16 protein-coding genes are annotated in these 24,180 nt (G+C 74.2%); 7 read left to right on the forward strand and 9 right to left on the reverse strand.

What is annotated here, in order from left to right:
• The first annotated feature begins 265 nt into the window (after window positions 1–265).
• The 5 genes from ABZ887_RS00275 to ABZ887_RS00295 are packed head-to-tail and all read left to right on the forward strand — an operon-like array spanning window position 266 to window position 5,555.
• Window positions 266–1,339, forward strand: a complete 1,074-nt coding sequence (locus ABZ887_RS00275) for a phytanoyl-CoA dioxygenase family protein (protein WP_361281171.1) — start codon at window positions 266–268, stop codon at window positions 1,337–1,339.
• A complete protein-coding gene (locus tag ABZ887_RS00280) occupies window positions 1,321–2,640 on the forward strand; it encodes a DUF6271 family protein (protein ID WP_361281173.1) in 1,320 nt (439 codons plus the stop codon). Before ABZ887_RS00275 ends, ABZ887_RS00280 begins: the two co-directional genes overlap by 19 nt.
• Window positions 2,637–3,836: a type III PLP-dependent enzyme gene (locus ABZ887_RS00285; RefSeq protein ID WP_361281176.1), complete on the forward strand. Its 1,200-nt coding sequence runs from the start codon at window positions 2,637–2,639 to the stop codon at window positions 3,834–3,836. Before ABZ887_RS00280 ends, ABZ887_RS00285 begins: the two co-directional genes overlap by 4 nt.
• Complete coding sequence (locus ABZ887_RS00290; protein ID WP_361281178.1) at window positions 3,833–4,378, forward strand: GNAT family N-acetyltransferase; 546 nt, start codon at window positions 3,833–3,835, stop codon at window positions 4,376–4,378. The genes ABZ887_RS00285 and ABZ887_RS00290 overlap by 4 nt, the downstream gene beginning before the upstream one ends.
• A complete protein-coding gene (locus tag ABZ887_RS00295) occupies window positions 4,356–5,555 on the forward strand; it encodes an MFS transporter (protein ID WP_361281180.1) in 1,200 nt (399 codons plus the stop codon). Before ABZ887_RS00290 ends, ABZ887_RS00295 begins: the two co-directional genes overlap by 23 nt.
• Before the next feature lie 85 nt (window positions 5,556–5,640).
• Here ABZ887_RS00295 and ABZ887_RS00300 read toward each other — a convergent pair whose 3' ends face one another.
• The 8 genes from ABZ887_RS00300 to ABZ887_RS00335 all read right to left on the reverse strand — a co-directional run bounded on the left by ABZ887_RS00300 (window position 5,641) and on the right by ABZ887_RS00335 (window position 20,524).
• On the reverse strand, window positions 5,641–6,381 hold the full coding sequence (locus ABZ887_RS00300; protein ID WP_361281183.1) for a class I SAM-dependent methyltransferase: 741 nt from the start codon (window positions 6,379–6,381) through the stop codon (window positions 5,641–5,643).
• Window positions 6,378–7,253 carry a LuxR C-terminal-related transcriptional regulator gene (locus ABZ887_RS00305; RefSeq protein ID WP_361281184.1) on the reverse strand — a complete coding sequence of 292 codons (876 nt, stop codon included), beginning with the start codon at window positions 7,251–7,253 and terminating at the stop codon, window positions 6,378–6,380. The genes ABZ887_RS00300 and ABZ887_RS00305 overlap by 4 nt, the downstream gene beginning before the upstream one ends.
• Before the next feature lie 160 nt (window positions 7,254–7,413).
• On the reverse strand, window positions 7,414–9,324 hold the full coding sequence (locus ABZ887_RS00310; RefSeq protein WP_361281185.1) for a hypothetical protein: 1,911 nt from the start codon (window positions 9,322–9,324) through the stop codon (window positions 7,414–7,416).
• Window positions 9,321–12,824, reverse strand: coding sequence for a DUF5682 family protein (locus ABZ887_RS00315; protein ID WP_361281187.1), 3,504 nt, complete (start codon window positions 12,822–12,824; stop codon window positions 9,321–9,323). The genes ABZ887_RS00310 and ABZ887_RS00315 overlap by 4 nt, the downstream gene beginning before the upstream one ends.
• Window positions 12,825–12,827: 3 nt before the next feature.
• Complete coding sequence (locus ABZ887_RS00320) at window positions 12,828–14,021, reverse strand: AAA family ATPase (protein ID WP_361281189.1); 1,194 nt, start codon at window positions 14,019–14,021, stop codon at window positions 12,828–12,830.
• Between the two features lie 70 nt (window positions 14,022–14,091).
• Window positions 14,092–19,041, reverse strand: coding sequence for a hypothetical protein (locus ABZ887_RS00325; RefSeq protein WP_361281191.1), 4,950 nt, complete (start codon window positions 19,039–19,041; stop codon window positions 14,092–14,094).
• Window positions 19,038–19,892, reverse strand: a complete 855-nt coding sequence (locus ABZ887_RS00330) for a DUF4132 domain-containing protein (protein ID WP_361281194.1) — start codon at window positions 19,890–19,892, stop codon at window positions 19,038–19,040. Before ABZ887_RS00330 ends, ABZ887_RS00325 begins: the two co-directional genes overlap by 4 nt.
• Window positions 19,893–20,131: 239 nt before the next feature.
• A complete protein-coding gene (locus ABZ887_RS00335; RefSeq protein ID WP_361281196.1) occupies window positions 20,132–20,524 on the reverse strand; it encodes a DUF5997 family protein in 393 nt (130 codons plus the stop codon).
• An 83-nt stretch (window positions 20,525–20,607) separates the two neighbouring features.
• Between ABZ887_RS00335 and ABZ887_RS00340 the strand changes: the two genes are divergently transcribed.
• Window positions 20,608–21,399 carry a LysR family substrate-binding domain-containing protein gene (locus ABZ887_RS00340; protein ID WP_361281198.1) on the forward strand — a complete coding sequence of 264 codons (792 nt, stop codon included), beginning with the start codon at window positions 20,608–20,610 and terminating at the stop codon, window positions 21,397–21,399.
• A 168-nt stretch (window positions 21,400–21,567) separates the two neighbouring features.
• Window positions 21,568–22,599: a methyltransferase gene (locus ABZ887_RS00345; protein WP_361281200.1), complete on the forward strand. Its 1,032-nt coding sequence runs from the start codon at window positions 21,568–21,570 to the stop codon at window positions 22,597–22,599.
• On the opposite strand, the gene ABZ887_RS00350 is transcribed toward ABZ887_RS00345, so the two are convergent.
• Entirely contained in the window at window positions 22,596–24,098 is a 1,503-nt protein-coding gene (locus ABZ887_RS00350) for an MFS transporter (protein ID WP_361281202.1), read from the reverse strand. The genes ABZ887_RS00345 and ABZ887_RS00350 overlap by 4 nt on opposite strands.
• Window positions 24,099–24,180: the final 82 nt, after the last annotated feature.

The following is a 24,180-nucleotide window of genomic DNA, read 5'->3' on the forward strand; positions in this document are numbered from 1 at the left end:
TGTTGGTACAGACCAATGCGTCTCCGTCAGCTAACCACCCGTGTCAAGTGGGCCCGGATCGTGCCCTGTTGGTGAAACGCGCCCTCAACTGCGGTGTTTGACAGGATGAGTTGGTCTAGTCCAAGTTGGAGGTACGCGAGTTCGAAGAGGGGCTGGTGTGGCCCGTGGTGCAGTGACCCTGCCGGAACGGTCCCCGTCCCTCACTCCGCGCAGTTGGCGACCCGGTCGGGCCGCCGGTACCTGAGATCGAGGTGTGGAGCACCGCATGCCCACGACTGACCGTTATCTCCATCGAGCCCCCTCGGACATCCCCTACTTCAGCTCGGACGGCGAGACCTACCTCGCCCAGACACCCCTGCGGGACCTGACGAAGAGCCGCCCGCTGCGAGTCCTCTCCGAGGAGGACCTCGCCCACTGGCAGACGTACGGCTACGTGGTGGTGAAGCAGGCCATCCCCGCCGCCTCGGCCCGCGAACTGCTGGACTTCGCCTGGGAGTTCCAGGGACTGGACCCCGCACGCCCGGAGACCTGGTACGAGGAGCGCGAGTACCGCTCCGACCTCGACCGGGACCTGCACATCTACGGCTTCGTCGAGGCCTACCACCACCAGCTCATCTGGGACAGCCGCCAGAACCGCCGGGTCTACGACGCGTTCGTCGACGTCTGGGACTGCGAAGAACTCTGGGTGACGCTCGACCGGCTCAACCTCAACCCGCCCAACATCAAGAACCGCGACCGGGCCCTGATCCCGGGCACGGAAGAGGGCTTCGACATCGAGCTGCACTGGGACGTCGACACCACGCTCGGCGTACTGCCGCAGCGGGTCCAGGGGATCATCGCCCTGACCGACACCAGCCCGGAACTGGGCGGCTTCCAGTGCTGCCCCGAGCTGTTCAAGCGCTTCGACCAGTGGAAGGCGTTCCAGCCGGACGACCGCGACCCGATCCGGCCCCGGATCGACCGCGCCGAGTTCCCCGTGGTCCGGCCGCAGCTCCAAGCCGGCGACCTGCTCATCTTCAACGGGCTGCTGGCGCACGGCGTGGCACCGAACACCTCCGAGCAGACGGTGCGCGCGGTCCAGTACCTGTCGATGATGCCGGCGCTGGAGTCCCACGACACGCTCCGGCGCTCCCGGGTCGAGTCCTGGCGCACCCTCGCCACGCCCGACTGGAACGCGACGCTGCTGGGCGACGCCACCCGCCACGAGTCCCTGCGGTACGGGAGGGCCACGCTCGACGACCTCGGCGCCAAGCTGCTGGGCCGCACGTCCTGGAGCGGGGCGGACCTCGACGGTGCAGCGCGGCCGGCCGGAGATGAGACATGCGCCGAATCTGCCTGACCCTGCCGACCAACAGGCCCTGCACGGCCACGATCACGGCCGTGGCCGAGGAAGCGGCCTACGCCGCCCGGCACTTCGACGTCGAGGTGCACCTCCTGATCCTGGACTCCTGCCCCGCACCGGCCTACGCGGAACACGCCGAGACCGTGCGCCGGATACCGGACGACCCGCGGATCGTCGTACACCACCTCGACGAGGTACGGCAGCGGGACTTCCTCCGGCGCGCGATCGACCGGTCCGCGGCCACGAAGCCCGACCTCCTGCTGGAGCTGATGCTCCCGGCCCGCCTCTCCTACGGTGCCTGCACCAACCGCGCCTTCCTGCTCGCCGCCGCGCTCGGCTGCGAGTCCGTGCACCGCAGGGACTCCGACAGCCGGTACCAGGCCGTCGACGGCGAGCCGGTCTTCCCCGTCCACCACGAACTGCTGTCACTCGGCAGGCGCGCGGCCGACGCCGCCCCGCACGTCACCGAGACCGCACTCGCCGCCGACCGCATGGACCGGCGGGTGGCGATGGTCGGCAGCTCCTTCGTCGGCGAACTGTCCGTGGACATCGGCGAGATACTCCGGATCGACCCCGGCGTGTACCACGACATGGTCGGTCTGTGGGCGCCCGTGGACTGGTCGCCCGAGCAGAAGCGGGAACTCGTCGAGGAGTCCTTCCGGGGCGCGGGCACGGACGCCTTCACCGCGGACCACTCGACACTGACCGTGGTCGACCCCATGCGCGTGGACATGTGCAACATCGCCTTCCACGGCGTGCACGAGCGCGTGCCCCTGCCGCCGGCGACCGACACGATCGGCAGCGACTACTTCCTGATCCACCTGGTCCACGACGCCGCGCTGCCGGGCGTCCTGCACAACCGGAACATCGTCAACTTCTACACCGGCGAACGACGTACCGACTCGGGGTTCGTCGCGTACCAGCTGCGCTTCGTCAAGTTCCTGCTGTCGATGCTCTACTTCAACTTCGTCTACGACCGCATGGCCGGGACGGGTACGTCGTTGCTCGACGAACAGGGGCAGGTGCGCGCGGCCGCCGTGGCCCGGCTGGCGCGGGAGAGCGCGGGACTCGACCGGAGCGAGAACGTCCGCCGGCTGGACGCCCTCGACGCCGCGTACCGCGAACTCGGCGGCCGGTACGCCGAGTTCGCCGACCTCCTGGAACGGCGCCGCGAACGCCTCCTCGACGAAGCGCGCGGCGACATCGAGGACTTCGCCCTGCTGACCGAGGCATGGGAGCCACTGGTCGGCGCCGCCCGCCGCACCTACGTACCCCGGACGCCCGGACGGCAGCGGTGACGGCGGTGACGGCGGCCACAGCCCATGCCTCCGCGCCCCTGCTCGCCGCGCTGGCGGGCGCCACCGAGGACGGCATCTTCTTCGACCTGGCCGGGATCCGGCGCGGCTACCACACCCTGCGGCGCGAACTGCCCGGCGTCGACATCCGGTTCGCCATGAAGTCCTGCCCCGTGGACGAGGTCCTCGCGTGTCTCGCGAGCGAGGGCGCGGGCGTCGACGGGGCGAGCCCCCGCGAACTGGAGCAGGCGCTGCGCGCGGGCGTCCCGGTCGGCAGGACGCACTACGGCAACACCGTCAAGTCCGACCGGGACATCGCCGACGCCCACCGCCTCGGCGTCCGGGACTTCGCGACCGACAGCCTCGAGGACCTGGCGGCCGTCGCGGCCCACGCCCCGGGAGCCCGCGTGTTCTGCAGGCTGGCGACGAGCGGCGACGGGGCGCTGTGGGGACTGAGCCACAAGTTCGGCTGCTCGCCCGCGGACGCGGTACGGATCCTGGAGACGGCCCGGGAGACGGGCCTGACGCCCTCCGGTCTGTCCGTGCACGTCGGCTCCCAGCAGATGACGGCCGACGCCTGGCACAGCGCCGTCGAGTGTCTGGCGGACGTGCTGACCGCCCTGGGCCGGCGTGGCATCGTCCTGGACCACGTCAACCTCGGCGGCGGTCTGCCGGCCCTGGGCTACCTCGACCGGCACGGCCTGCCGCTGGAACCCCCGCTGGACAAGATCTTCGCCGTCATCCGCGAGGGCATGCGCCACCTCAGGAAGGTGCACGGCGAGCACCTCGCGTTCGTCATGGAGCCCGGGCGCCACCTCGTCGCCGACCACGGCGCCATCCGTGCCCGTGTCACCCGCCTCGCCGAGCGGCGCGGACCGGACGGCGAGCGGCAGCACTGGCTCTACCTCAGCTGCGGGAAGTTCAACGGCCTCTACGAGATGGACGCGTTGCAGTACCCGCTCGTCTTCCCCACCCACCCCGACGCCGACCACGTCCCCGCCGTCGTCGCGGGTCCCACCTGCGACAGCGACGACGCCTACCCCCAGGGACACGCCCTCGTCCAGGTCCCGCGGGAGCTGGCGTCCGGCGATCCCGTCTGGGTGCTCGCCGCGGGCGCCTACGCGATCAGCTACACGACCCAGGGCTTCAACGGCTTCGCCCCGCTCCCGTACACCTCCGTCGACGGAGGCCTTGCGTGAGCGGCGACGGCGTACGCGTACGCCACATCACCGAAGCCGACTGGGACGCCATCGCCGCGCTGGAGTCCCGGGCCTATGCGGTACTCGGCCTCTCGGAGGGCCTCGCGGCCCTGCGGTCCAGGGCGGACGCCTCGCCGGAGACCTGCTTCGTCCTGGACGTCGGCCCGCAGCCGGCCGGGTACGTGCTGGCACTGCCGTACCCGCCCTTCGGATACCCGGACCTCGAACGGGCCGAGGAGTCCCCGGACTTCGCGCGCCACCCACGCAATCTGCATCTGCACGACATCGTGGTCGCGGAACGGCTGCGCGGCAGGGGACTGGGGCAGCGGCTTCTCGACCACCTCACCCTGACCGCCGGTTCACGCGGATTCGAACGGATCTCGTTGATCGCCGTCGGCCGCAGCGAGCCGTTCTGGTCGGCACGCGGGTTCACCGCGTACCCGGGGATCTCCCCGGACGGATACGGCGCGAACGCCGTCTACATGTCCCGTACGACGGCCGAGTCGACGAAGCGAGATGATGTGCGTGTTCCCTGTCCGTGATTCCCTCCCTGATTCTCTCCGCGGTTCCCTCCGTGATCCCTTCCGCCGCAGCCAGTTGGCCATCGCCGCACTGTTCTGCTCCCTCGGCTTCCAGTACGCCACCTGGGCCGCGAGGATTCCCGCCATCAAGGCGGAACTCGGGCTGACCGCGGCCGAGGTGGGGGTGCTGCTGATGGCGGCCGGCATCGGCGCCGTGGCGTCGTTCCCGCTGGTGCCGGTGCTCGTGAAACGGCTGGGCTCCGCCCGGCTGGCACTGTTGTCGGCGCTCTGCCTGACCCTGCTGCTCCTGGCCCTCGCCCTGGCCCCGGACTACCCGGTCGCCCTGCTCGTCATGGTGGCGGACGGGGTGTGCGTGGGGTGCCTGAACGTGGCCATGAACGCCCAGGGCACGGCCCTGGAGACCCGGTACGAGCGCAACACCATGGCCCGCCTGCACGCGACGTTCAGCGCCGGTTCCCTGCTCGCCGCGCTGCTCGCCTCCGGCATGAACGCGGCCACCTCCTCCGTCACCGCGCACTTCGGCGTGGCCGCCGCCGTCCTCGTCCTGCTGACGGCACTGGCCCGCTCCGGCCTGCTCGAGGACGAGGCTCCCGCGGCGGAGAAGCCGAGCAGCAGCCGCGCCGGATGGAGCCTGCCCTCCCGGGTGACGCTCTGGATGTGCTGCGCCATGGCGTTCGGCACGGTGACCGAGGGTGCCATGAACGACTGGTCCGCCCTCTATCTGCGAGAAGTCGCCAAGTCGACGGCGGAGTTGGCGCCGATGGGCATCGCCGTGTTCTCCGGCATGATGGTGCTGGCCCGCCTCTTCGCCGACGGCTGGCGCAGCCGCTGGGGCGACGGGCGCGTCGTCCTGCTCGGCAGCGCCCTGGCCGCCGCCGGGCTGGCCTTCGCCCTGCTGAGCGGGGGAGTGGCGGCGGCGCTGGTCGGGTTCGCCTGCGTCGGACTGGGCTGTGCGGCCGTGACCCCGTGCGTCTACGTCGCCGCGGCGAAACAGGGCTCGCAGGCGCTGGCACTGGTCGCGGCCATGGGCACGACGGGCCTGCTGGCAGGGCCGCCGCTCATCGGTTTCGTGGCGAGTTCGAGCAGCCTGGTGTGGGGCCTCGGCGTGGTCGCGGCGGCGGCTGTCGTGGTGTCCCTGTGCAGCACGCGGATCCAGTGGACGCCGGCGAGCGGCTGACCGGCGCGGATGCCGGTGCCGGTGGAGAGGCCGGTGCCGCCGTCGGCATCCGCACCGGTCACCACGGTCTCCACGGTCGCGAGGGTCACGCGGGTTTGCGCCACACCGAGATGTGCTTCGTGGAGTCGTGGGTGAACGGGGAGCCGTCCCAGTCGGCCACCCGGCGCTCCAGCGCGAGGCCCGCGATCCGGGCCATCAGGTCCAGTTCCGCGGGCCACGCGTACCGGTGCCGGGAGGCGTCCCGGCGGTAGCGGCCGTCATCGCCGTCGCGGGTCAGGTGGTGCGAGACGAGGATCTGCTCGACCAGGTCGAAGGTGTCGAAGCCGAGGTGTCCCTCGGAGACGTCGAACGGCACCGCGATCTGCCCCGGGGGCAGCAACCGCAGGGGTGGCACGCCGAGTTCGATCACGAACCGGCCGCCGGGCCGCAGATGCCGGGCAGCGTTGCGGAAGCACTCGACCTGCTCGTCCTGGGTGAGCAGGTTCGAGATCGTGTTGTAGACGAGATAGACCAGGGCGAACTCGCCGGGCACGGTGGCCGAAGCCATGTCCCCGATCACGACCGGCAGGGTCTCCTCGTCGGTCTTCCGCCGCAGGACCGCCACCATGTGCTCGGAGAACTCGATGCCCGCCACGGGCACCCCGCGCTCCCGGAGCGGCACACCGACCCGTCCGGTTCCGATGGCGAACTCCAGCGCACTGCCGTCTCCGGCGAGTTCGGCGAGAAAGTCGACGGTCGGACCGAGCACGGCGGCCGAGGACATCTCGTTCTCCTCGCCGTCGTAGCGGTCGGCCTCGGCCTGGCTCCACAGTTCACTGCTCGTCACGAGCGGTCACTGTGCCGGGTGGACGACGACACCGTCCACGGGTTTTCCCGGCCGTCGGCCTCCGGTCCCATGCCTGCCCGCGCCTGGTCGGGCGTCGGGACCAGGCCCAGTCGCTGGGCGCGCAGCACGGTGCTGATGCGGTCGCGGGTGCCGAGCTTGCGGTAGATGTTCTCGACGTGTTTGTGCACCGTGCGCGCCGAGATGCCCAGCCGGCGGCCGATCGCGTCGGCGGTCAGGGCCTCGGTCAGCAGGAGGAGGACGGTGAGTTCCCGGGGGGTCAGCGCACATTCCGCCGCGCTCTCCTCCGGCTCGCCGGCCGCCGCGGACAGCCGGCGCCACTGCTCCAGGAGCCGGCGCTGCTGCTCGACGGCGGCCAGCAGCGGTTGCGCGCGCTCGGCGATCCGCACCTGGTCGTCGGTGAAGTCCGCGCCGGAACGGTAGACGAGACAGCCCGTGATCGGCGCGACCGTACCCGGCAGCGGGAGCGCCAGCACCTGGTCCAGGTCCAGGCCGTCACCGAGCACCCGCGCGGTCTCGCTCACCTGCCAGGCACGGCCCGCGAGCCGACGGGCCGTGACCGGTGCACGGCCGAGCCCGGCCGCGTAGTGGAGGGCGAACGGGTAGCCCGAGCGCAGCACCCCCAGTGACTCGTCGCCGAGCCTGCCCAGCGCGGCGGCGGCCGCCGGCGACATCCCGAGAGTGCCCTTGCCCTCGCTCCAGTCGTCCAGTTTGTAGATCAGCGTCTCCCCGCCGCACAGAGCGGTCACCGCGTCGGCGAGCAGCGGCCAGAGCCGTTCGGGCTCGCGTTCGTTGAGCGCGGCCACGGCCAGTTCGGCAAGGCGTTCATAGGCCCTGTCCAGCGGGTCTAACACGTGTTCCTCTCCGGTCGTTCCCTACGCAGTTATACGCATACCCACGCAACGGCGGGGTGTCGCATGCTTCAACCACGCACCGGCACCGGATGGGACGACTCCGGTCACGCGGGCCGCCGGCACGGGGGAGCGGCGGCCCGCATCCGGTCGCCCCGCCCGGTCATCCGCCCCAGGCGGCGGCACACAGCACACGGTCGACCTCGTCCGTGTAACGCGCCGCGGCCAGCCAGGCCCGGGCGAAGCGGCCGGTGTCCGCCGGAAGGAGACGTCCGAAGACGTCGCGTGAGCGCTCCGCCGTCGCGGCGAGCAGCTCGTCGAGGATATCGCCGGCCGTGCCCAGACCGTGCCGGTGCAGACGGCGGACATCGGGCGCGGAGTCACCCGGGAAGGCGAGTACACGCCGCCCGCCCGCAACGCCCTGCCCGACCCGCCGGTGCAGCAGGTGCAGGGGAGCCTCGTCGGGCGCGAGCACCGTGTGGACCGGCGCGGACGCGGACGCGGGTTCCGACGCGGGGGCGGACGCCGACGCCGGAGCCGGCAGATCCGCGTGCTGGAGCCGGTCCAGTCCCAGGTCGACACGGCTCCCGGTGTCCGTGGGGTGCTCGGCCGCGAGAAGCTGGGCGCGGGCGTGCGGTGCCGCCGCGAGACGTGCGATCACCCGCAGCCGGCTGCCGCGCGCGGCGGCCAGCAGCCGGAGGTTGCCGCGGTGCGGGAGCGCCGGATGGTCGTGCGCCGCCGTCAGCCGCAACGGCACACCGCCGCAGTCGGCCAGCAGACAGTCACCCGCCGCCTCCCGCACCGCGCCGACCAGCGTCACCTCCAGGAACAGCAGATCGTGGCCGCCGCTCAGCGCCCGCCCGACCTGCTCGGCCACGGGCACCGCCCACAACCGGTCCAGCGGCGCGGCCCGCCAGTCCGCACCCGACGCGCGCACCGCCCGTACCCCCGCGCCCGCCCCCAGCCGGCCGGTCGGCGACACCGTCGCCCCGGACACCGCGAGGCCCGCGCGCGCCAGCTCCCGGTGCGTCAGCGCCGTGTCCCCGACGCGTACGGCACGGTCGGCGGCGCCCACCGCCCGGCCCGCTCCGCCCGGCGCCACGTCCGAGACCGTGTACAGCCGGCCCTCGGCGTCGGCGGTCCAGGTGACCGCGCCCGCATAACCGCTCGCGGTGAGCACCGGCTCCGAGAACAGGCCGTACAGCCGGAGCGAACCGTCCGGCGTGTACGGCTGCCGTACGGTGCCGCGCAGCTCCGCCAGGTCGGCACCCGTGGCGAACGGGACCCGGTGGGCCACGAACAGGGTCTCCGACACGGCACCGACGAGTGCGGTGAGCCGGAACGCCGGGTCGGCCGCACGGGCCGCACGCAACGCGGTGACCACGGAGACCGCCGCCGCGGACGCCCGGGGCAGACCCGCGAGGCGAGCGGTGTGCGCGGCACGCAGCAACTCCGCCTGCAGCACGGCACCGGAACCGTCCGTACCGGCGTCGAGCACGGCGGCCACGGCGTCGAAAACGGCGTGGGCCGCGCCGAGTTGCGCGGGCGTCGCGGACTCTTCGGGGGCGGCTGCCCCCGGGGCGACGGAGACGGGCGTCGCGGACTTTTCGGGGGTGGGTGCCCCGGGAGCGACGGAGACGGACGCCGACTGCTCGGTCGGCTCAGCGGCCTCCGGGGTCGAGGCGGCCTCCGAGGCGGGGGCGGGCTCCGTCCTCTCGCCGGTCCCCGCCATGTCGGCCACCGGTGCCGCCGAAGCCGCCGCCGCGCGGTGCAGGCAGTCCGGGGCCAGCAGGCAACCGCAGCGAATGGCCGCCGGGTCGGCCACGACGCCCCCGGGAGCGTGCAGTTCCAGCTCGGATCCCTCGTCGTCGACGGTGATGCGCACGGTGTCGCCGTCCCGGACGGCCGGCCGGTCCGCAAGTTTGGCGATGCCCGCGTCCAGCCGCTTGCGCAACCGGGGCGAGAGGGCCGCGACCAGCTCGGCGGTCACGGCCGGGGCGACGGCAGGCAGTTCCCGCTCCGTGCTCAGACGCTCCGGGCTCGCGTGTTCCGCGCTCAGACGTTCCGTGCTCATGCGATCTTCTCCCCTACCCAGCGGGCGAGTTCGAGCGGGCTGAGGGCGGCGACCGGCATCCCGGCGGCGACCAGCTGCCCCGCGATGCCGGTGGAGTAGCGGGGGCGCCCCGAGTCGTCGAGGCTCGCGCAGCCCAGGACCTGACAGCCCGCCCCGACCAGTGCCCTGACCTCGGCGAGCAGTCCGCCGACCGGATAGCCCTCCTCGAAGTCGCTGACGACGACCACGAGCGTGCGGGACGGCACGGTCACGAGTTCGCGCGCGTGCCGCAGCCCGGCCGCGATATGGGTGCCGCCGCCGACGCTCACCTCCAGCAGCAGCGACAGCGGGTCGTCGACGTGCCCGGTGAGGTCGACGACCTCGGTGGAGAACGCCAGGAAGTGCGTGGACAGGGTCGGTACCCCGGCCAGCACCGAGGCGGTGAGCGCCGCCCAGATCGTCGACGCCTCCATCGACCCGGACACGTCCGTGACCAGGATCAGCCGCCAGTCGGCGGCGCGCCGGGCCCGGGTCCGGAAGACCGGGCGCTCCGGGATCACCCGGACCGTGCCGTCGGCCGTCCGGCGGGCGGTGGCCAGGTTGGCCCGCAGCGTACGCGGCAGGTCCAGGCCACCGCCCGGGCGCCGGCTCGGCCGGGGCAGGGCGGTACCGTGCAGAGCGGGGCGCAGCCTGGTCGCCAGCTCCCGGGTCAGCGCGTCCACCAGCCGCCGGACCAGCGGGCGCAGCGCGGCCAGCCGGGCCTCGGGCAGCCCGCCCGCGTGCCGGAGCACCGACCGCAGCAGGTCCACGGAGGGCCGCACGCTGCCCGGATCCAGCTCGGCCAGCACATCCGCCCGGCCCGTCGCGGCGGCCGCCGCCAGCACCTCCTCCCGGACACCCGGCCCGAACAGCGCCGCCAGTTCCTCCGACCACTCCCGCACCCCGGGATACGACGCCTCGCGCCCGCCGCCCCTGCCGCCGAGGTCGCCCCGGCTGCCCTCGCCGCGCCCGCACCCGTACAGCTCGTCCAATGCGGTGGCCAAGGGCCGCGCCGACTTCGGGAGCTGATCGCTGCGGCGGCCGAGCAGCAGACGCCAGCGGTCCGCGGGGGCCAGCCGGTGCCGGTCCGGCACGGCCACGGCGGCGGACGGCACCGGCTCCGTGTGCGCCCGTGGCGGGGGCAGCAGGCCGAGCACGCGCAGGGTTTCGCGGGCGGTGAGGTCCGCGCGGGTCCAGGTGGCGAGCGCGGCAGGGTCGATCGCGCCGGTGTCGGCCACCCGGTCGACGCCGAGACGCTCCTCGACCCCGGTCAGCAGACGCTCGCGATCGGCCGGGCTCAGGGTGTCGAAGCCGCCGCGCAGGGCCGGCAGCCGGTCGAGGAAGTCCTGGTCGGAGAGGACCGACACCCGGTCGACCAGGGGTTCCAACGCCGGTGCGGCCGCCTCCAGCAGCCGTCCGGCGGCCGTCAGCAGGCCCGTCAGCCGGGCGGTGAGCGCGGACCGGGACTCGGCGGAGGCCGCGCCGTCCACCCAGGAGGCGACCCGGCCGCCGAACGCCTCCGGTTCCTCCTGGCCGAGCAGCACGCGGACGGCTCCGGCGGCGCCCCGCATCAACGGGGAACCGTCGGCGGCCAGCCGGGCCAGGGCGTCGGCGAGCCGGATTCCGCCCGACAGGTCGGCGCGGTGCGCGAGTTCGAGCAGGGCGTGGGCGTCGGCCGGATCCTCGGAACCGGTCAGGCCGTCCACCTGGCGCACCGCGGCCGCGGTCAGCAACTCGGTGACGGCGACAGCCGTGGCGGTACGGTCCTCGTCCGCGTCGAGACCCGCGATGTGACCCGTCCCGAGCCGGTCCAACAGGGCCAGTCCGGCGAGGAGTTCAGGCAGGGTACCGGCGCCCGGGAGCACCTCGGCGGTGTCGCCGAGCCGTTCCGCCACGAGGCCGGGCAGGCCGCAGTGCGCGGCCTGCTCCAGGCCGTCGAGCACCTGCGCCGCCGTCGGGCCACCGGCGTCCCGCTCCGTGCGGCTCCGCTCGCGCAGCAGGCCCTCGGCCGCCTGGGCGAGGGTGACCCCGCGGACGCCGGCCGCCGTCAGCATCGCGGCGGTGGCCGGCGTCCAGCGCACCTCCCAGCGCGAGGTGAGGGCGTCGGCACCGCCCGTGCCGGTCACCGACCTGGGCTCGGCGTACGGCACGGAGCACAACGTCAGGCGGCGCAGCAGTAGTTCGCGGCGCCGGTCGAGGTCCGAGCGGAGGGGGTCGAGCCGAAGGTCCCGGGCGGCGCCGGGGCCGCGGTCCGCGGGACCGGGGAGGCCGAGTTCGGTGAGCTCGGCCTCCACGGCCGGGGCGAGACCACTGCGGGGCGCCTCCGGCGCGGGACGGCCGACTCGGGTGCCGACCAGGACGTTCTCCATCGCCCTGGCGACGGCTCGGCCCCGGCCGTACGGCTCGCCCTGTGCCAGCACGGTCTGTGTCGCCTCGACCAACTCGCCGCGGCCGGCGGCCGGGAAGCCGCGGAGGCGGGCGAGATCTCCGGCGAGGCGGGTGATCTCGCGGGCGTCGGCGGGGCCGGAGGGGTGGCCGAGACTGCGGAGTTCGGCGCAGATGCGGACGGCCGCGCGAGTCAGCATGTCCGTCAAAGTGCCGGGATCACCGGCCGCTTCGAGGACCATGTGCTGCCACTCGGGGTCGCGGATACCGGCGGGGTAGCCGGAGCGCTCGTCCAGGAGGGCGTAGGTGTAGGGGATGAGAGAGGTTGTCCATTCGGGTGCGGGCGGGTGGGGGCTGGTCGCTCCCACGCGGCGGTAGCCGCACATCGAATACAGCCCCGCGCCCCTGAAGGGGCGCAGCAATGCCGGTGTGTGAAAGGCGCCCACCACCATGGCGGCCCGCTCACCGTCTGCCGTCGCCTCGGCCAGCCGGGACCGCATGCACTCCTCCCGCCGCAGATCCACCTCCGACACCACCGACTCCTCCCGCAGCGCCCACCCCGTCAGCAGCGCCGCCCGCCGCAGCGCCTCCGGTGCCGAACCGGGTGCGGCGGCCTCGACCAGCCGGTCCCAGAGGTCGTCGCCCGGCCGGCCGGTGAGTCGGGAACGCAGGGCGTCCGACAGCCGACCCGGCCCCTGCGCGGCACGCTCCCCTTCCCGCCACCCCCGATCGGCGAGCGGCAGATCGCAGGCCACCACCGGTACTCCGCTCCGCGCCGCCCACCGCACCGCCGCCAGTTCGGGGGAGAAGTCGGCGAACGGATAGAACGCCGGGCCGCCGCTGCCGTCGGCCGGTGCCGCCGCGAGGGCCACCGGGGCCCGGGTCTCCTCGTGGGCGAGCCACGGGAGCCACTCCTGGAGCTCCGCGGGCAGCTCGACGAGCAGTACGTCAGGCTCGGCCACGTCCAGCAGCGCGGGTACGGCGGCGGCGAGGGAGGGCGCGTGGTGCCGTACGCCGATCAGGTAAGGCCCCGCCGGGTCGGTGAGGGCGGCGAGGGCCGCCTCGGGGGAGCCGGGGGAGCCGGGGGAGCCGGGCATCGGTCACGCCTCCAGGACCGTACGCAGGTCCCACAGCGTGCGCCAGGTCGCCGAGCCCTGTTCGGCGCGCCGCCGTACCGGACCGTCCCAGTAGCCGCGCAGCCGGGCCGCGTCGGCGGGGTCGTCCTTGCGCACGACGCCCAGCAGATGGCCCGGGAGCAGACCGAGGACGTCGCGGTCCCCGGGGAAGTAGGCCGCCGCCAGGGCCAGCGCGCCCGCCACCGACACCGCCTCCGCCGTACTCATCACCGTGGACGGGCGTTCCACCTCCCAGCCCTCCGCCGACCGTCCCTCGCGCAGGTCGCGGAAGGCGGTGACCAGGGCCTCCAGGACCGCGTCGTCGACCTGGAAGGGCGCCCCGGCCCGCTCCACCGACGCCCGGGCCTGGCCGCGTACCAGCGCCGTCTCGGCGTCGAGGTCCGGAATCGGGCCCACGGTCTCGAAGTTGAAGCGCCGCTTGAGCGCCGCGGACATCTCCGAGACGCCCTTGTCCCGCAGGTTGGCCGTGGCGATGAGGGTGAAGCCGGGTGCCGCATGCGCCAGCGCGTCGTCCGTGCCCGCCAGTTCGGGCACGGCGATGCGCCGCTCGGACAGCAGCGAGACCAGGGAGTCCTGTACCTCGGGGAGGCAGCGGGTGACCTCCTCCACGCGTGCCACGGCACCCCGGGACATCGCGGTGAGGACCGGGGAGGGCACGAGTGCCTGGCGGCTCGGGCCCTGGGCGAGCAACAGGGCGTAGTTCCAGCCGTACTTGAGCTGGTCCTCCGTGGTGCCCGCCGTGCCCTGCACAACCAGGCCGCTGGTGCCGCACACGGCGGCCGACAGCAGCTCGGACAGCATCGACTTGGCGGTGCCGGGCTCGCCGACCAGCAGCAGCCCGCGCTCCCCGGCGAGGGTCACCACGCACCGCTCGACGAGGGCCCGGTCGCCGACGAACTTGCCCTCCACGACGAGCCGGCGCGGCACCCCCTGCGGTGCCTCGGCGTCGTCGGGCAGCCGCAGCGCCTGGCCGCCGCTGCCCATGACGAAGGTGACGACGGCCCGGGGCGTGAGCCGCCAGGCGGGCGGGCGCGGACCGGCGTCGTACGCGGCGAGGAAGGCCAGTTCGGTGGCGTAGCGGTCCTCGGGCGGGACGATCTGGCGGGCAGGGGCGGTGGTGGCAGGGGCGGTGGTGGCAGGGGCGGTGGTGGCGGTCATCGGTGGTCGTCCTCAGCTGCGGTACGGGTGGCGGTGCCGGTGGTGCTGCGCGGGGTGGCGTGGATCGTGGTCATCGGCGGCGGCCGCCGCGGGTGGCTCGCGTGGTCAGCTGCTCGTACCCGGGGGCGTCCCCGGCGCGTACCCGCTCCCAGGCACGGGCGAACAGCTCCGGCACCGGGACCAGCGGGAGGGTCCGGTCGCCGTCCGAGACCGGGTAGAGGGCTTCCTTCCAGGTCTCCACCGGAAGGGCCGGGGCCTTGAGGTCACGCCAGCCGCCGGGCAGGAAGAGGGTGCGGCCGGCGCGCGGCCGCTTCGCCTCGACGACCAGGTCGGTCGCCGCCAGTTCGGTACGCGCCTTCTTCATCCGGGCGGGCTTCCAGCCGGTCCAGCGTGCGCAGTTGCGGTCGGTCGGATCGGGCAGCGCCAGCAACTGGAGGTAGAGCGCCGCCGCGTCCGCGCCGAGTCCGTGCACCTCGGCGACCTCCGCGACCAGCGCGGGCACGCCGGCCGTGGGGTCCTGGGCGTACCCGGCGGGCCCCTCGGCCGAGAGGGCACCGGCGAGGTCGTCGCCGAGCAGGGTCCGCACGGCACGCAGCCGGGACGCACGCCCCTCGCCGAGCAGGCCCTCCAGGAGCCCGAAGACCGGGTCCTCGGCCCCGCTCAGGGCTCCCGGCCGGAGCTGGACGTGCTCCGTGTCCGAGTACCAGGGATACAGCACCAGGGCGTCACCGGCCCTCGTCACCCCGTTCGCGTCGCCGCCGCCGCTCTCCGGCAGGCCGAAGACCTTGCGCAGCTGCACGCACGTCGGGCCGCCCTTCTCCGTCCACTCCAGGCTCAGGTCGAGCAGCAGCCCGGGGTCGGCCAGCCGGCGGCGCACCGCGCCGAGCCCGTCCGTCAGCCCGGCCCGCAGCGGATGCCCGTACGGCAGCACGTACGCCAGCGCGGCCAGGCTCTCCACGGCTCCGGCCAGCACGTACGAACCGGGCACCGCCGACGGGTCGGCGGGCCCGAAGGCGCCGTCCTCGCCGGTCCGGAACACCGTGGTGCGGGCGAGCCAGGGTGTGCGGGCGGGGTTGAGCACGGCCTCGGCGTGGCCGACGCCCATGCCGGCGAGATCGGTGCTGAGCTCCTCCGGCAGGCGTACCAGGGTGCCGAGGCGCTCCGCCCACAGCCGGCCCGCGGCCGCCGTGTCGGGACCGGTCGTCCACAGCCCGGCCGGGTCGTCGGGCAGGAGCGCGCCGAGGAGCGCCCGCTGCTCGTCCTGGCCCAGCGAGTTCAACAGCTGTGCGCCGAAGCTCTGCTGACGGGGCTTGAGGCCGACGGTGGTGAGCCCTTCGGCAGTGGGGGCGTGCGGAAGGCCGGCCAGCAGCACGGTGGCCTGCAGGGGGCCGAGCGCGTCGTCCGTCGCGGTCACCAGCGTGTCTGGGGCCTCGGGCTGCCAGGGCGCGGCGCCCTTCTCCCGGATCAGCCGGGTCAGTTCGGCCAGCCGGTCCGCCGGGATCCCGGCGTCGTACCGGCTCTCCCGGACCAGCGTGAAGTGTCCGACGGCACCGAACGCCCCTGACGGGTCGTGGTCCAGCGCCAGCCACTCGACCACGTCCAGCCGGGCGTCGACGCTCTGGCAGCCGAGCACCACCACCGTCCGGCCGTCCCGGCGCAGCACCTGCCCGACCCGTTGCTGCTTGTCGTGCGGCTCGCTCAGCACGACCACGCGCAGCGTGGCTCCCAGCCCGGGGAGCGGTCCCTCGGTCAGCGCCTCGAACAGCAGGAGCAGCGGCTCCCGCTGGGCCTCGGTCAGGGCCGGCGAGGCGGCGCGGTAGGCGAGCGGGCGCAGGGCACCCAGGACCGGGGTCCAGTCCGCGCCGATGCCGGGGACGGTGTGCTCGTCGCTGAGCCAGCCGGCGCCGACGGCGGCGAGCCGCTCGCGTTCGGGCAGCGGCTTGCCGTCGGCGGGTCCGCCCGACAGCACGTGGTTCGCCGCGCGGATCTGGCGCAGCGCGGCCCAGCCGCCGTGCCACGCGTTCTGCAGGGTCACGACGCCCCTCGTGGCGTCGTTCAGCGTCCGGTCCCCGCCGTGGTCCGGGGAGTAGTCGGCGAACATCCCCTCGGTCCGCCGGCGGGGCTGCCGCGGCCGCTCCTCCGCGGGCCTGGCCAGGGACGCGGCTCCCTCGGCGACCCGCAGCGCGGCCCGGACCAGGGCGGTGACACCGGCCAGCAGCCGCCGGTCGGTCAGTTCGGGCAGCGCCCGCGTCAGCGCGGCCACGGTGACCTCGTCGGCCGTCGGCACGGCGGCCCTGGCCCTGTCGTCCTTCCCGGCCCGGGCCAGCGCCTGCTGCCGTTCGTCCAGCGCCGTCGCCGTCGCCCGCATCAGCTCACCCGCCGACGCGTCGGTCAGGGCGCGCAGGACGGCCGACCCGCGCTCGTCGCGGGGGCGCAGCGCGTGCCAGAACGCGACCGGCGGCACCAGCCGGGTACCGGCCGCGTACGCCCCGCCGGACTCGCCGAAGGACACCCGCCCGAGCTCGGTGCCGTCGTCCGCGTGCAGGGCGACGCTCTGGTACTGCTGCGCGGCGACCGGTGCGGCCCCGCCCGGCAGCCGCAGCGCGCCCAGCGGCACCCCCGGCACCCGGCCGTTGCGGGCCGCCCGCAGGGTCGCCGTCCGCCCGTCCGGCGTACCGGCGGTCGTCCGCGCCTCCGTGCCCTCGCCCTCCGTGCGCACCCACCGCCCGAGGATCGTGCCGTCGGTGCCGAACGGGCTGTGCTCGAGGCCGGGTTGCAGCGGCAGCACCTCGCAGGAGTCGTGCAGCAGCGAGGCGTCCTCGCGGACGGCCGACGCCAGCAGCGCGGGCAGCGAGGCACGGCCGTGTTCGCCGGTGGCCGGGTCGTACTCCAGCCACAGCGACTGCCGCCCCTGCCTGCCCTGACGCCAGTACGTGGTGCCGTCGCCCAGGACCGGGCGGCTCGGCGGCAGGACCGTGTCCCCGGCGTGCAGGGTGCGGCCGCCGGTGGCCCGGCCGCCAGCGGGCAGCGGGATCGACGCGTTGGCCGCGTCCATGCCGGACCACCAGCTGGGAATCTGCTCACCACCGAACGGGACCACCTCGGACGGCCGGTTCGACCAGTAGCCGTACTGCTTCGAGCCGTCCCGCCACATCACCAGCAACTCGCCGTCGGCGTACCGGAACCGGGGGCGCTGCCAGCGGTCCAGGTCCGTGGGCAGCCGCAGGTCGTGCGTGAGCAGGATCCCCTCGGGGCCGACGACGACCGCCTTGTGGCCGCGCGCCAGGATCAGCGCGGGCCACGCCTCGGTCACCGCGAGCGTGTTGTCCTGGTTCCTGTGCACCTCGGCGTCGAGCGTCTCCAAGGCCGACTCCAGCGCGGGCCAGCCCAGTTCGTCCAGGATCCCGGCGCGCAGCGTACGGCCGAGGACCGGGACGATGTCGTACTCCGTGAGCCGGCGCACGGCCTGCTGGCTCTCCTGCACCACCGCCCGGAAGGGGCGCAGCCGCTCCAGCCTCGTGTCGGCGCCGGGCAGTCCGGCGGATGCGGCGAACTCCGCGGTCGCCTCCTGCAGCCACTCGCGCAGCACGTCGCCGAGCACCGGATGCGCGGCCACCTTGGGCAGCTCCGCCGGTCCCTGCCCCCGCCCGAGCCCCTCGACGGCCTCGAACAGCAGCGTCCGGTACCGGGGTTCGGCGGCGACGGCCTTCAGGTCCCGCTCTCCGGGCCGTTTGTCGCGCAGCCAGACGGCCAGCGGCAGGTGCACATGCGCGTCCGCGTCGGGTACGGCCAGCGCGATGCCCTCGGCCACGCACAGGTCCAGCAGATCGAGGTCGGCCCCCGCCTGCCAGCGCCCGGTGAAGGGATCGACGGGCCGGCCGGCCGCCCGCAGCCGGGACGCCATCCGCTCGACCAGTGCCAGCGTCGCGGGGGAGCGGTGCGAGAACGCCGCCCCGTGCTTGCGGTGCTGGGCCCACCGGCTGAGCCAGTCCGCCGCGTCGACCTCGCCGCCGCCGTCCTCGACGAGCAGCAGATCCGCCCCGCACTCGGCCAGCAGGGCCAGCCAGAACTCGTCGTCCTCCACCTCCCGGCCGAGGCCGGCCGGCATGATCTCCAGCAGCCGTACCCGGAGCTCGGGCCGCCGCTCGGCGAGGACCGCCAGCACGCTCCGGTAGGCGTTCCAGAAGGAGGCGGGCGCCCGCACGGCGGCCGGGGACGCGAGCAGGTCGGCGACCAGGGCACACTCCTCCGTGACCCGGTCGAGCCCCGCCGCCCTGATCAGCCCGCGCGCGTCCTGCGGCAGCGAGGCGTACGGCGGCATGCCGGCCGCACAGCGCTCGACCGTCAGCTGCCGGAACTGCGCCCAGGCGGTGGCCGGTTCTAGCCGCCGCGCGAGGTCCTTCACGTACTCCTTCAGCGCCTTGACGGTGAGCGCCCCGGCGAACGCGAACTCCAGGAACACCGCCCGCTGCCGCTCCTCGTCCACGGTCAGGGCGTGCACTCGCTCGGCCTCGCGGGCCTTGCCGAAGAAGGCGGCGGCGTAGGTCGTGTTCTCGTGCTGCAGGAAGACCCGCGCGGCCTGCTCGTAGAAGGTCGGCAGGAAGTGCGGGACCGCGCGGCCGAGCCGCTCGCCGAGCGCCTCGAAGCCCTCCTTCGCGTTGCCCGGCTTGGACTTGGCCTGTCGGGCCAGCCGCTCGACGTCCTTGACCAGGGCGAGCGCGTGATGGCCGTTGGCCGGGTCGTGCACCAGCGCCCAGGCCGGGAAGCCCAGGGTCTCCCGGCGCACCTGGCCGACCTCGGGCGCCGCCTGCTCCCGGGCCAGACCGAGGAACTCGAGCGCCAGGTCCTCGGCCTCGCCGAGGGTGCCCGGCACCAGACGGACCACCGTCCGCCCGTCCAGGGCGGGATGCGTGTACGTGCGCGCGGTCAGGACGTCGGCGTCCTCCCGCGCGGTCGTGCCCGAGGGCAGGATCGCGCCGGCGTCGAGCAGCGCGGCCGTGGTGTCGTCGTACGTGGTCATGCCGCCCGCTCCTCGTCCTCGATGTCCCGCCCCGCGTACAGCGCCGCCGCCATCCGCATCCCCTCCGACCAGGCGACCGGGCCGACCTGGCCCAGCCTCAGCGTCCGGCCCGCCGGATCGGTCCACGCCAGCGGGCCGGTCTCGGTCTCGAAGTAGCTGTCGTAGTCGCCGATCCAGACCCGGGCCTCGACCCCGCGGCCCTCCTCCAGCACGGAGCACACCGCGTATCCGCCGCGCACGCGGTACCCCAGCTGTGTGGCCCTGCCGTGCAGGAACCGCAGCTCCTTGAACACCCCGCCCGCGTACTCCTCGACCTGGGTGCCCTCCGCGTCCAGCGCGGCCGGCCGGTGCCAGACCTCCCGGAAGAGCTGCTGGGCCTGCTGCTCCACACCGAGCTCGACGGCGAACTCCCGCAGCTCCTCCAGGTCTTCGAGGATCACCGGGTGCGGCAGGCGGACCAGTTCGGGGGCGATGCGCACGGTGTCGCCGTCGAGGTCGACCAGGCCGAGCCCGCGCCCGGCGTCGGCGTCCCGCAGGAACCCGGCGACCTCGCCGTCGGCGCCGGTCACCACCAGGTCGCGCAGCGCCGCCTGCCAGGCGGGGTCCGGCCAGACCTGCGCCAGGACGGCGAGCGGCACCGGGAGCGAGCGGGTCATCCAGCGCTCCACGTCCGCCAGGCACTGCCGTTCGTGCCGCTCCAGCCACTCGGCGAGCTGCCGCAGGCCCAACACGGCCGGATCGTCCGCCAGCTTCGCGGGCACGGACTTCAGCCGCCGCCCGGCCGCGTTGCGGCAGACCACCTTCCCGTCGTCCAGGGCCACCTCGTAGTCCCCGGCCGTCACCCACCCCATGCGTGCCTCCCCGCACCGCAGTGATCAAGTGATGGCGACTGTAGGGGAGACCACTGACAACGCCTCCCGAGGCCTGCGTCCGGATGGGGAAACCGCAGCTCGGCGAGGGTGGTAGGGGCAGAAGGGGGAGGCAGAGCGGGGCGGGGGCCGGCGCAGGGGTGCGACCGGTACGGCAACGGCCCCGGGCGCAGGCGAGATGCCTGGACCGGGGCCGTGGGAAAGCCGCGGGGGCGAGAGGCTCAGCCCTGACCCGACTCCTTCTCCCGCTTGAGGTTCTTCAGCCGCGCGGTCTCCTTGCGGACCTCGGCCTGCGTGGCGCGCTCCTTCTCCAGCCACTCGGGCAGCTCGCGCTTGAGCTCCTCGATCTGCTCGGTGGTGAGCGGCTCCGTCACCCCGCCGCGCGCCAGCCCCGCGATGGAAACGCCCAGCCTGGCCGCGACCACCGGCCGCGGGTGCGGCCCGTTGGCCTGCAGCTCGCGCAGCCACTCGGGCGGATTCGCCTGGAGCTCGGTCAGGTCGGCGCGCGAGACGACACCCTCCTGGAAGGCGGCGGGCGTGGCGGGCAGGTACACGCCCAGCTTCTTCGCCGCGGTCGCGGGCTTCATCGTCTGGGCGGTCTGGTGCGAACTCATGAGGTCAAGGGTATCGGCCGGGTGCGGGAGCCCCGACCACCACCGATGCGGGACGGCCGGCCGGAGCCCGTTAACCTGGGCTGGTGACAGGCTCGGAGGAAACACCGTCGTTCCGGCTCGCGTACGTCCCCGGCGTGACGCCCGCCAAATGGGTTCGGATCTGGAACGAGCGCCGGCCCGGCATCCCCCTCACCCTCCACCAGGTCCCCGCCGCCGCGGCGTCCGACCTGCTGCGCGCGGGGGACGCGGACGCCGGTCTGGTACGGCTCCCGGTGGACCGTACGTTCTTCAGCGCGATCCCCCTCTACACCGAGACCACGGTGGTCGTCGTCCCCAAGGACCACCTGATCACGGCGGCCGAGGAGGTCACCGTGGCCGACCTCGGCGAAGAGGTCCTCTTCCACCCCCTCGACGACGTCTTCGACTGGGACGCCCCGCCCGGCGAGCCCGCCTTCGAGCGCCCCGCGACCACCGAGGACGCGGTGGAACTGGTCGCCGCCGGTGTGGGCCTCCTGGTCGTCCCGCAGTCCCTGGCCCGCCTGTACCACCGTCGGGACCTCACCTACCGGCCGCTCACCGACGGCCCCGAGTCGGTCGTCGCCCTGTCCTGGCCCGAGGAGGCCACCACGGACCTGGTCGACGACTTCATCGGCATCGTCCGCGGCCGCACGGTCAACAGCACCCGAGGCCGCCAGGCCGCGCAGCCCCCGAAGACGGCAGGGACCTCGCCGGAGAAGGCCCAGCGTGGGAAGAAGCCGGCCGCCGCGGCCAAGGGAACGCCGGCCGCCCGCGGCGGACGCACCCGTGCCACCGGCGCGAAGCCGGCCAAGCCCGCCAAGCCCGCGAAACGCGGCAAGCCCCGCCGCAGCTCGTAGGCCACGGCCCGCCCCCCGCCTGCCGTCGACTGCCCCCCACCCGCCCCCACCTGCCTCTCGCCCGCTCCCGATCTGCTCCCGCGCGCCCCGATCGTCTTCCGCGATCCCGGGCCCGCGCAATGTCACGATGCCTCCGGACATCCCGGACATCCACCGCTGGAGGCGCCCGTGAGCCCAGAAGCAGACCCGGACGAAGCCGTCGACCCCCGTGCCTCGTCCGCGTTCCTCGTCAACGAATCGCTCGGCTACCTCTTCCCGGCCGCCCTGCGCGCCGCCGCGGTCGTCGGCGTCGCCGACCATCTGGCCCGCGGCCCCCGTACGCCCGCCGAACTGGCCGAGGCCACCGGCACCGACCCGCGGAACCTCTACCGGGTGCTCCGGCTGCTCGCCACGCGCGGCGTCTTCGAGGAGGACGCCGGCGGCCGCTTCCGGCTCACCGCCGCCGGTGACGCGCTGCGCACCGACGCACCCTGCTCGGCCCGCTCGGCCGTGCTGATGAACACCGACCGCAGCATGTGGCTGCCCACCGCCGACCTGAGCCGCTGTGTGAGCGAGGGGACCTCCGCGTTCGAGCACCTCTTCGGGCTGCCGTTCTTCGACTACTTCGCGCAGGACGAGGACACCGCCGACGTCTTCCACTGCGGGATGGCCGCGATGTCCGACGCCGAGAACGAGCCCATCGTCGCCGCCTGCGACCTCCCGCCCACCGGGACGGTCGTCGACATCGGCGGCGGCCACGGCGGCCTGCTGCTGGCGGTCCTCGACCGCCACCCCGGTCTGCACGGCGTCCTGTACGACCAGCCGCACGTGCTGGCCGGACACCGGCTGGACACGCCCGGGACCGCCGGACGCTGGGCCACCGAGTCCGGCGACTTCTTCACCGTCGTACCGGAGGGCGACGTCCTCGTGCTCAAGCGGATCCTGCACGACTGGGAGGACGAACAGTGCGTCACCCTCCTGGAGCGCTGCCGGGCCGCGCTGGCGCCGGGCGGGCGGATCCTGGTCGTCGACGCGGTGGTCCCGTCGGGCAACGCACCCCACCAGGCCAAGGCGCTCGACCTGCTGCTGATGGCGTGCCTGGTGGGCCGGGAACGCACCGAGGCGGAGTTCGCCACGCTGTTCGAGTCCGCGGGTCTGAAACTGTCCCGGGTCGTGCCGACGCCGACCGTGCTCTCGGTGGTGGAGGCGGTGGCCGCCTAGGGCGCCAGGCTCTCGGCCTCCGGCCGCTCCGGCGGCGCCTCCGGCATCCCCTGCGCTTCCCGTGCCTCCGGCGCCTTCGTCCGCTCTCCGAGATCCGCCACCGCCAGGCCGAGCGCCACCAGGATGAACCCGACGGAGGTGAGCAGGCCCAGCTGGAGCGCCTCGGTGGCGGGGCCGCGGTGCGCGAGGTGGGCGAAGTACACCGAGCCCACGACCGCGATCCCGGCCGCCGAGCCGACCCGCTGACCGGTCTGCAGCACCCCGCCGGCCGCGCCGGCCCGCTTCACGGGGACGCGGGTGAGGGTGAGCGTGGTGTTCGGGGAGACCGTGATGCCGGAGCCGATGCCTCCGACGATCATCGGCACCGCCGCGGCCCACCCGAAGTTCTCCGTCGGTACCAGCCACACCACCGCGATGATCCCGAGCAGTCCCAGCGCCACCCCGGAGAGGCCGATCACGACCAGCTTGCGCCCGTGGCGCACCACCAGCCGGCCGCCCAGGGCGGCGCCGACCGCGGAGGCGATCGCGAAGGGCAGTACCGAGACTCCGGCGGCCAGCGCGCTGTACCCGGCCGCGTTCTGCAGGAACAGGGCGAGGACGAAGAAGACCGTGGTGAAGCCGGCGAAGTAGGACAGGCTGATCAGCGCGCCGAGCGTGAAGGACCGCTGCGAGAACAGGCTCAGATCGACCAGCGGCGCCCGTCCGAGCCGGCCCTGCCGCCGCTCCCACGCCCAGAACAGGCACAGCAGCACCGCGCCCACCGGGACCAGCGCCCACTTCTCCCGTCCGGTCCACTGCTGCTCCTGCACCAGCGGCAGCATCAGCGCGAGCACACCGGAGCCGAGGAGCAGCACCCCGAGCGGGTCGAACCGCTCCCGCCGGTCCGCCGACGCGGGGTACCGGGGCAGCAGCCGCAGGCCCGCGGCGAACGCGGCGATCCCGATGGGCAGGTTGACGAAGAACACCCAGCGCCAGCCGTCGTCGGTGCCGACGGCGTCGATGATCACACCGCCGGCCAGTGGGCCGACCGCCGTCGAGACGCCGATGACGCTGCCGAGCAGCCCGAAGGCCTTGGCGCGTTCGGCGCCCTGGAACATCTGCTGGATCAGTCCCGAGGTCTGCGGCGCGACCATGCCCGCCGCCGCGCCCTGGATCAGCCGGAACACCACCAGGCGGTCGGGGGTCGCCGCGAGCCCGCAGGCCGTCGAGGCCACCGTGAACACGGCGAGCCCGACGAGGAAGGCCTGGCGCCGCCCGCGCATGTCGCCGAGCCGGCCCGCAGGGACGAGCGCGAGCCCGAAGGTGAGGGCGTACCCGGAGACCACCCAGGACTGGGCGGCCTCCGTGGCTCCCAGTCCGCGCTCCATCGAGGGCAGCGCCACGTTGACGATCGAGGTGTCGAGCAGCGAGATGAAGCCCGCCGCGAGACAGACCCCGAGCGCCTTCCACCGCCGGTCTTCGGTGGCCGGCCGCTGCGGCTTTGCCCAGGTCGTGGTCATGCGGCCACGCTATGCAGTCATCCCGGGCATCGCACGACCGGCGGAGCGAACGGATGGCCGAACTGCTCCTTCCGGGTGAGGG

The organism is Streptomyces sp. NPDC047061 (assembly GCF_040643955.1).
Classification (GTDB): Bacteria; Actinomycetota; Actinomycetes; order Streptomycetales; family Streptomycetaceae; genus Streptomyces.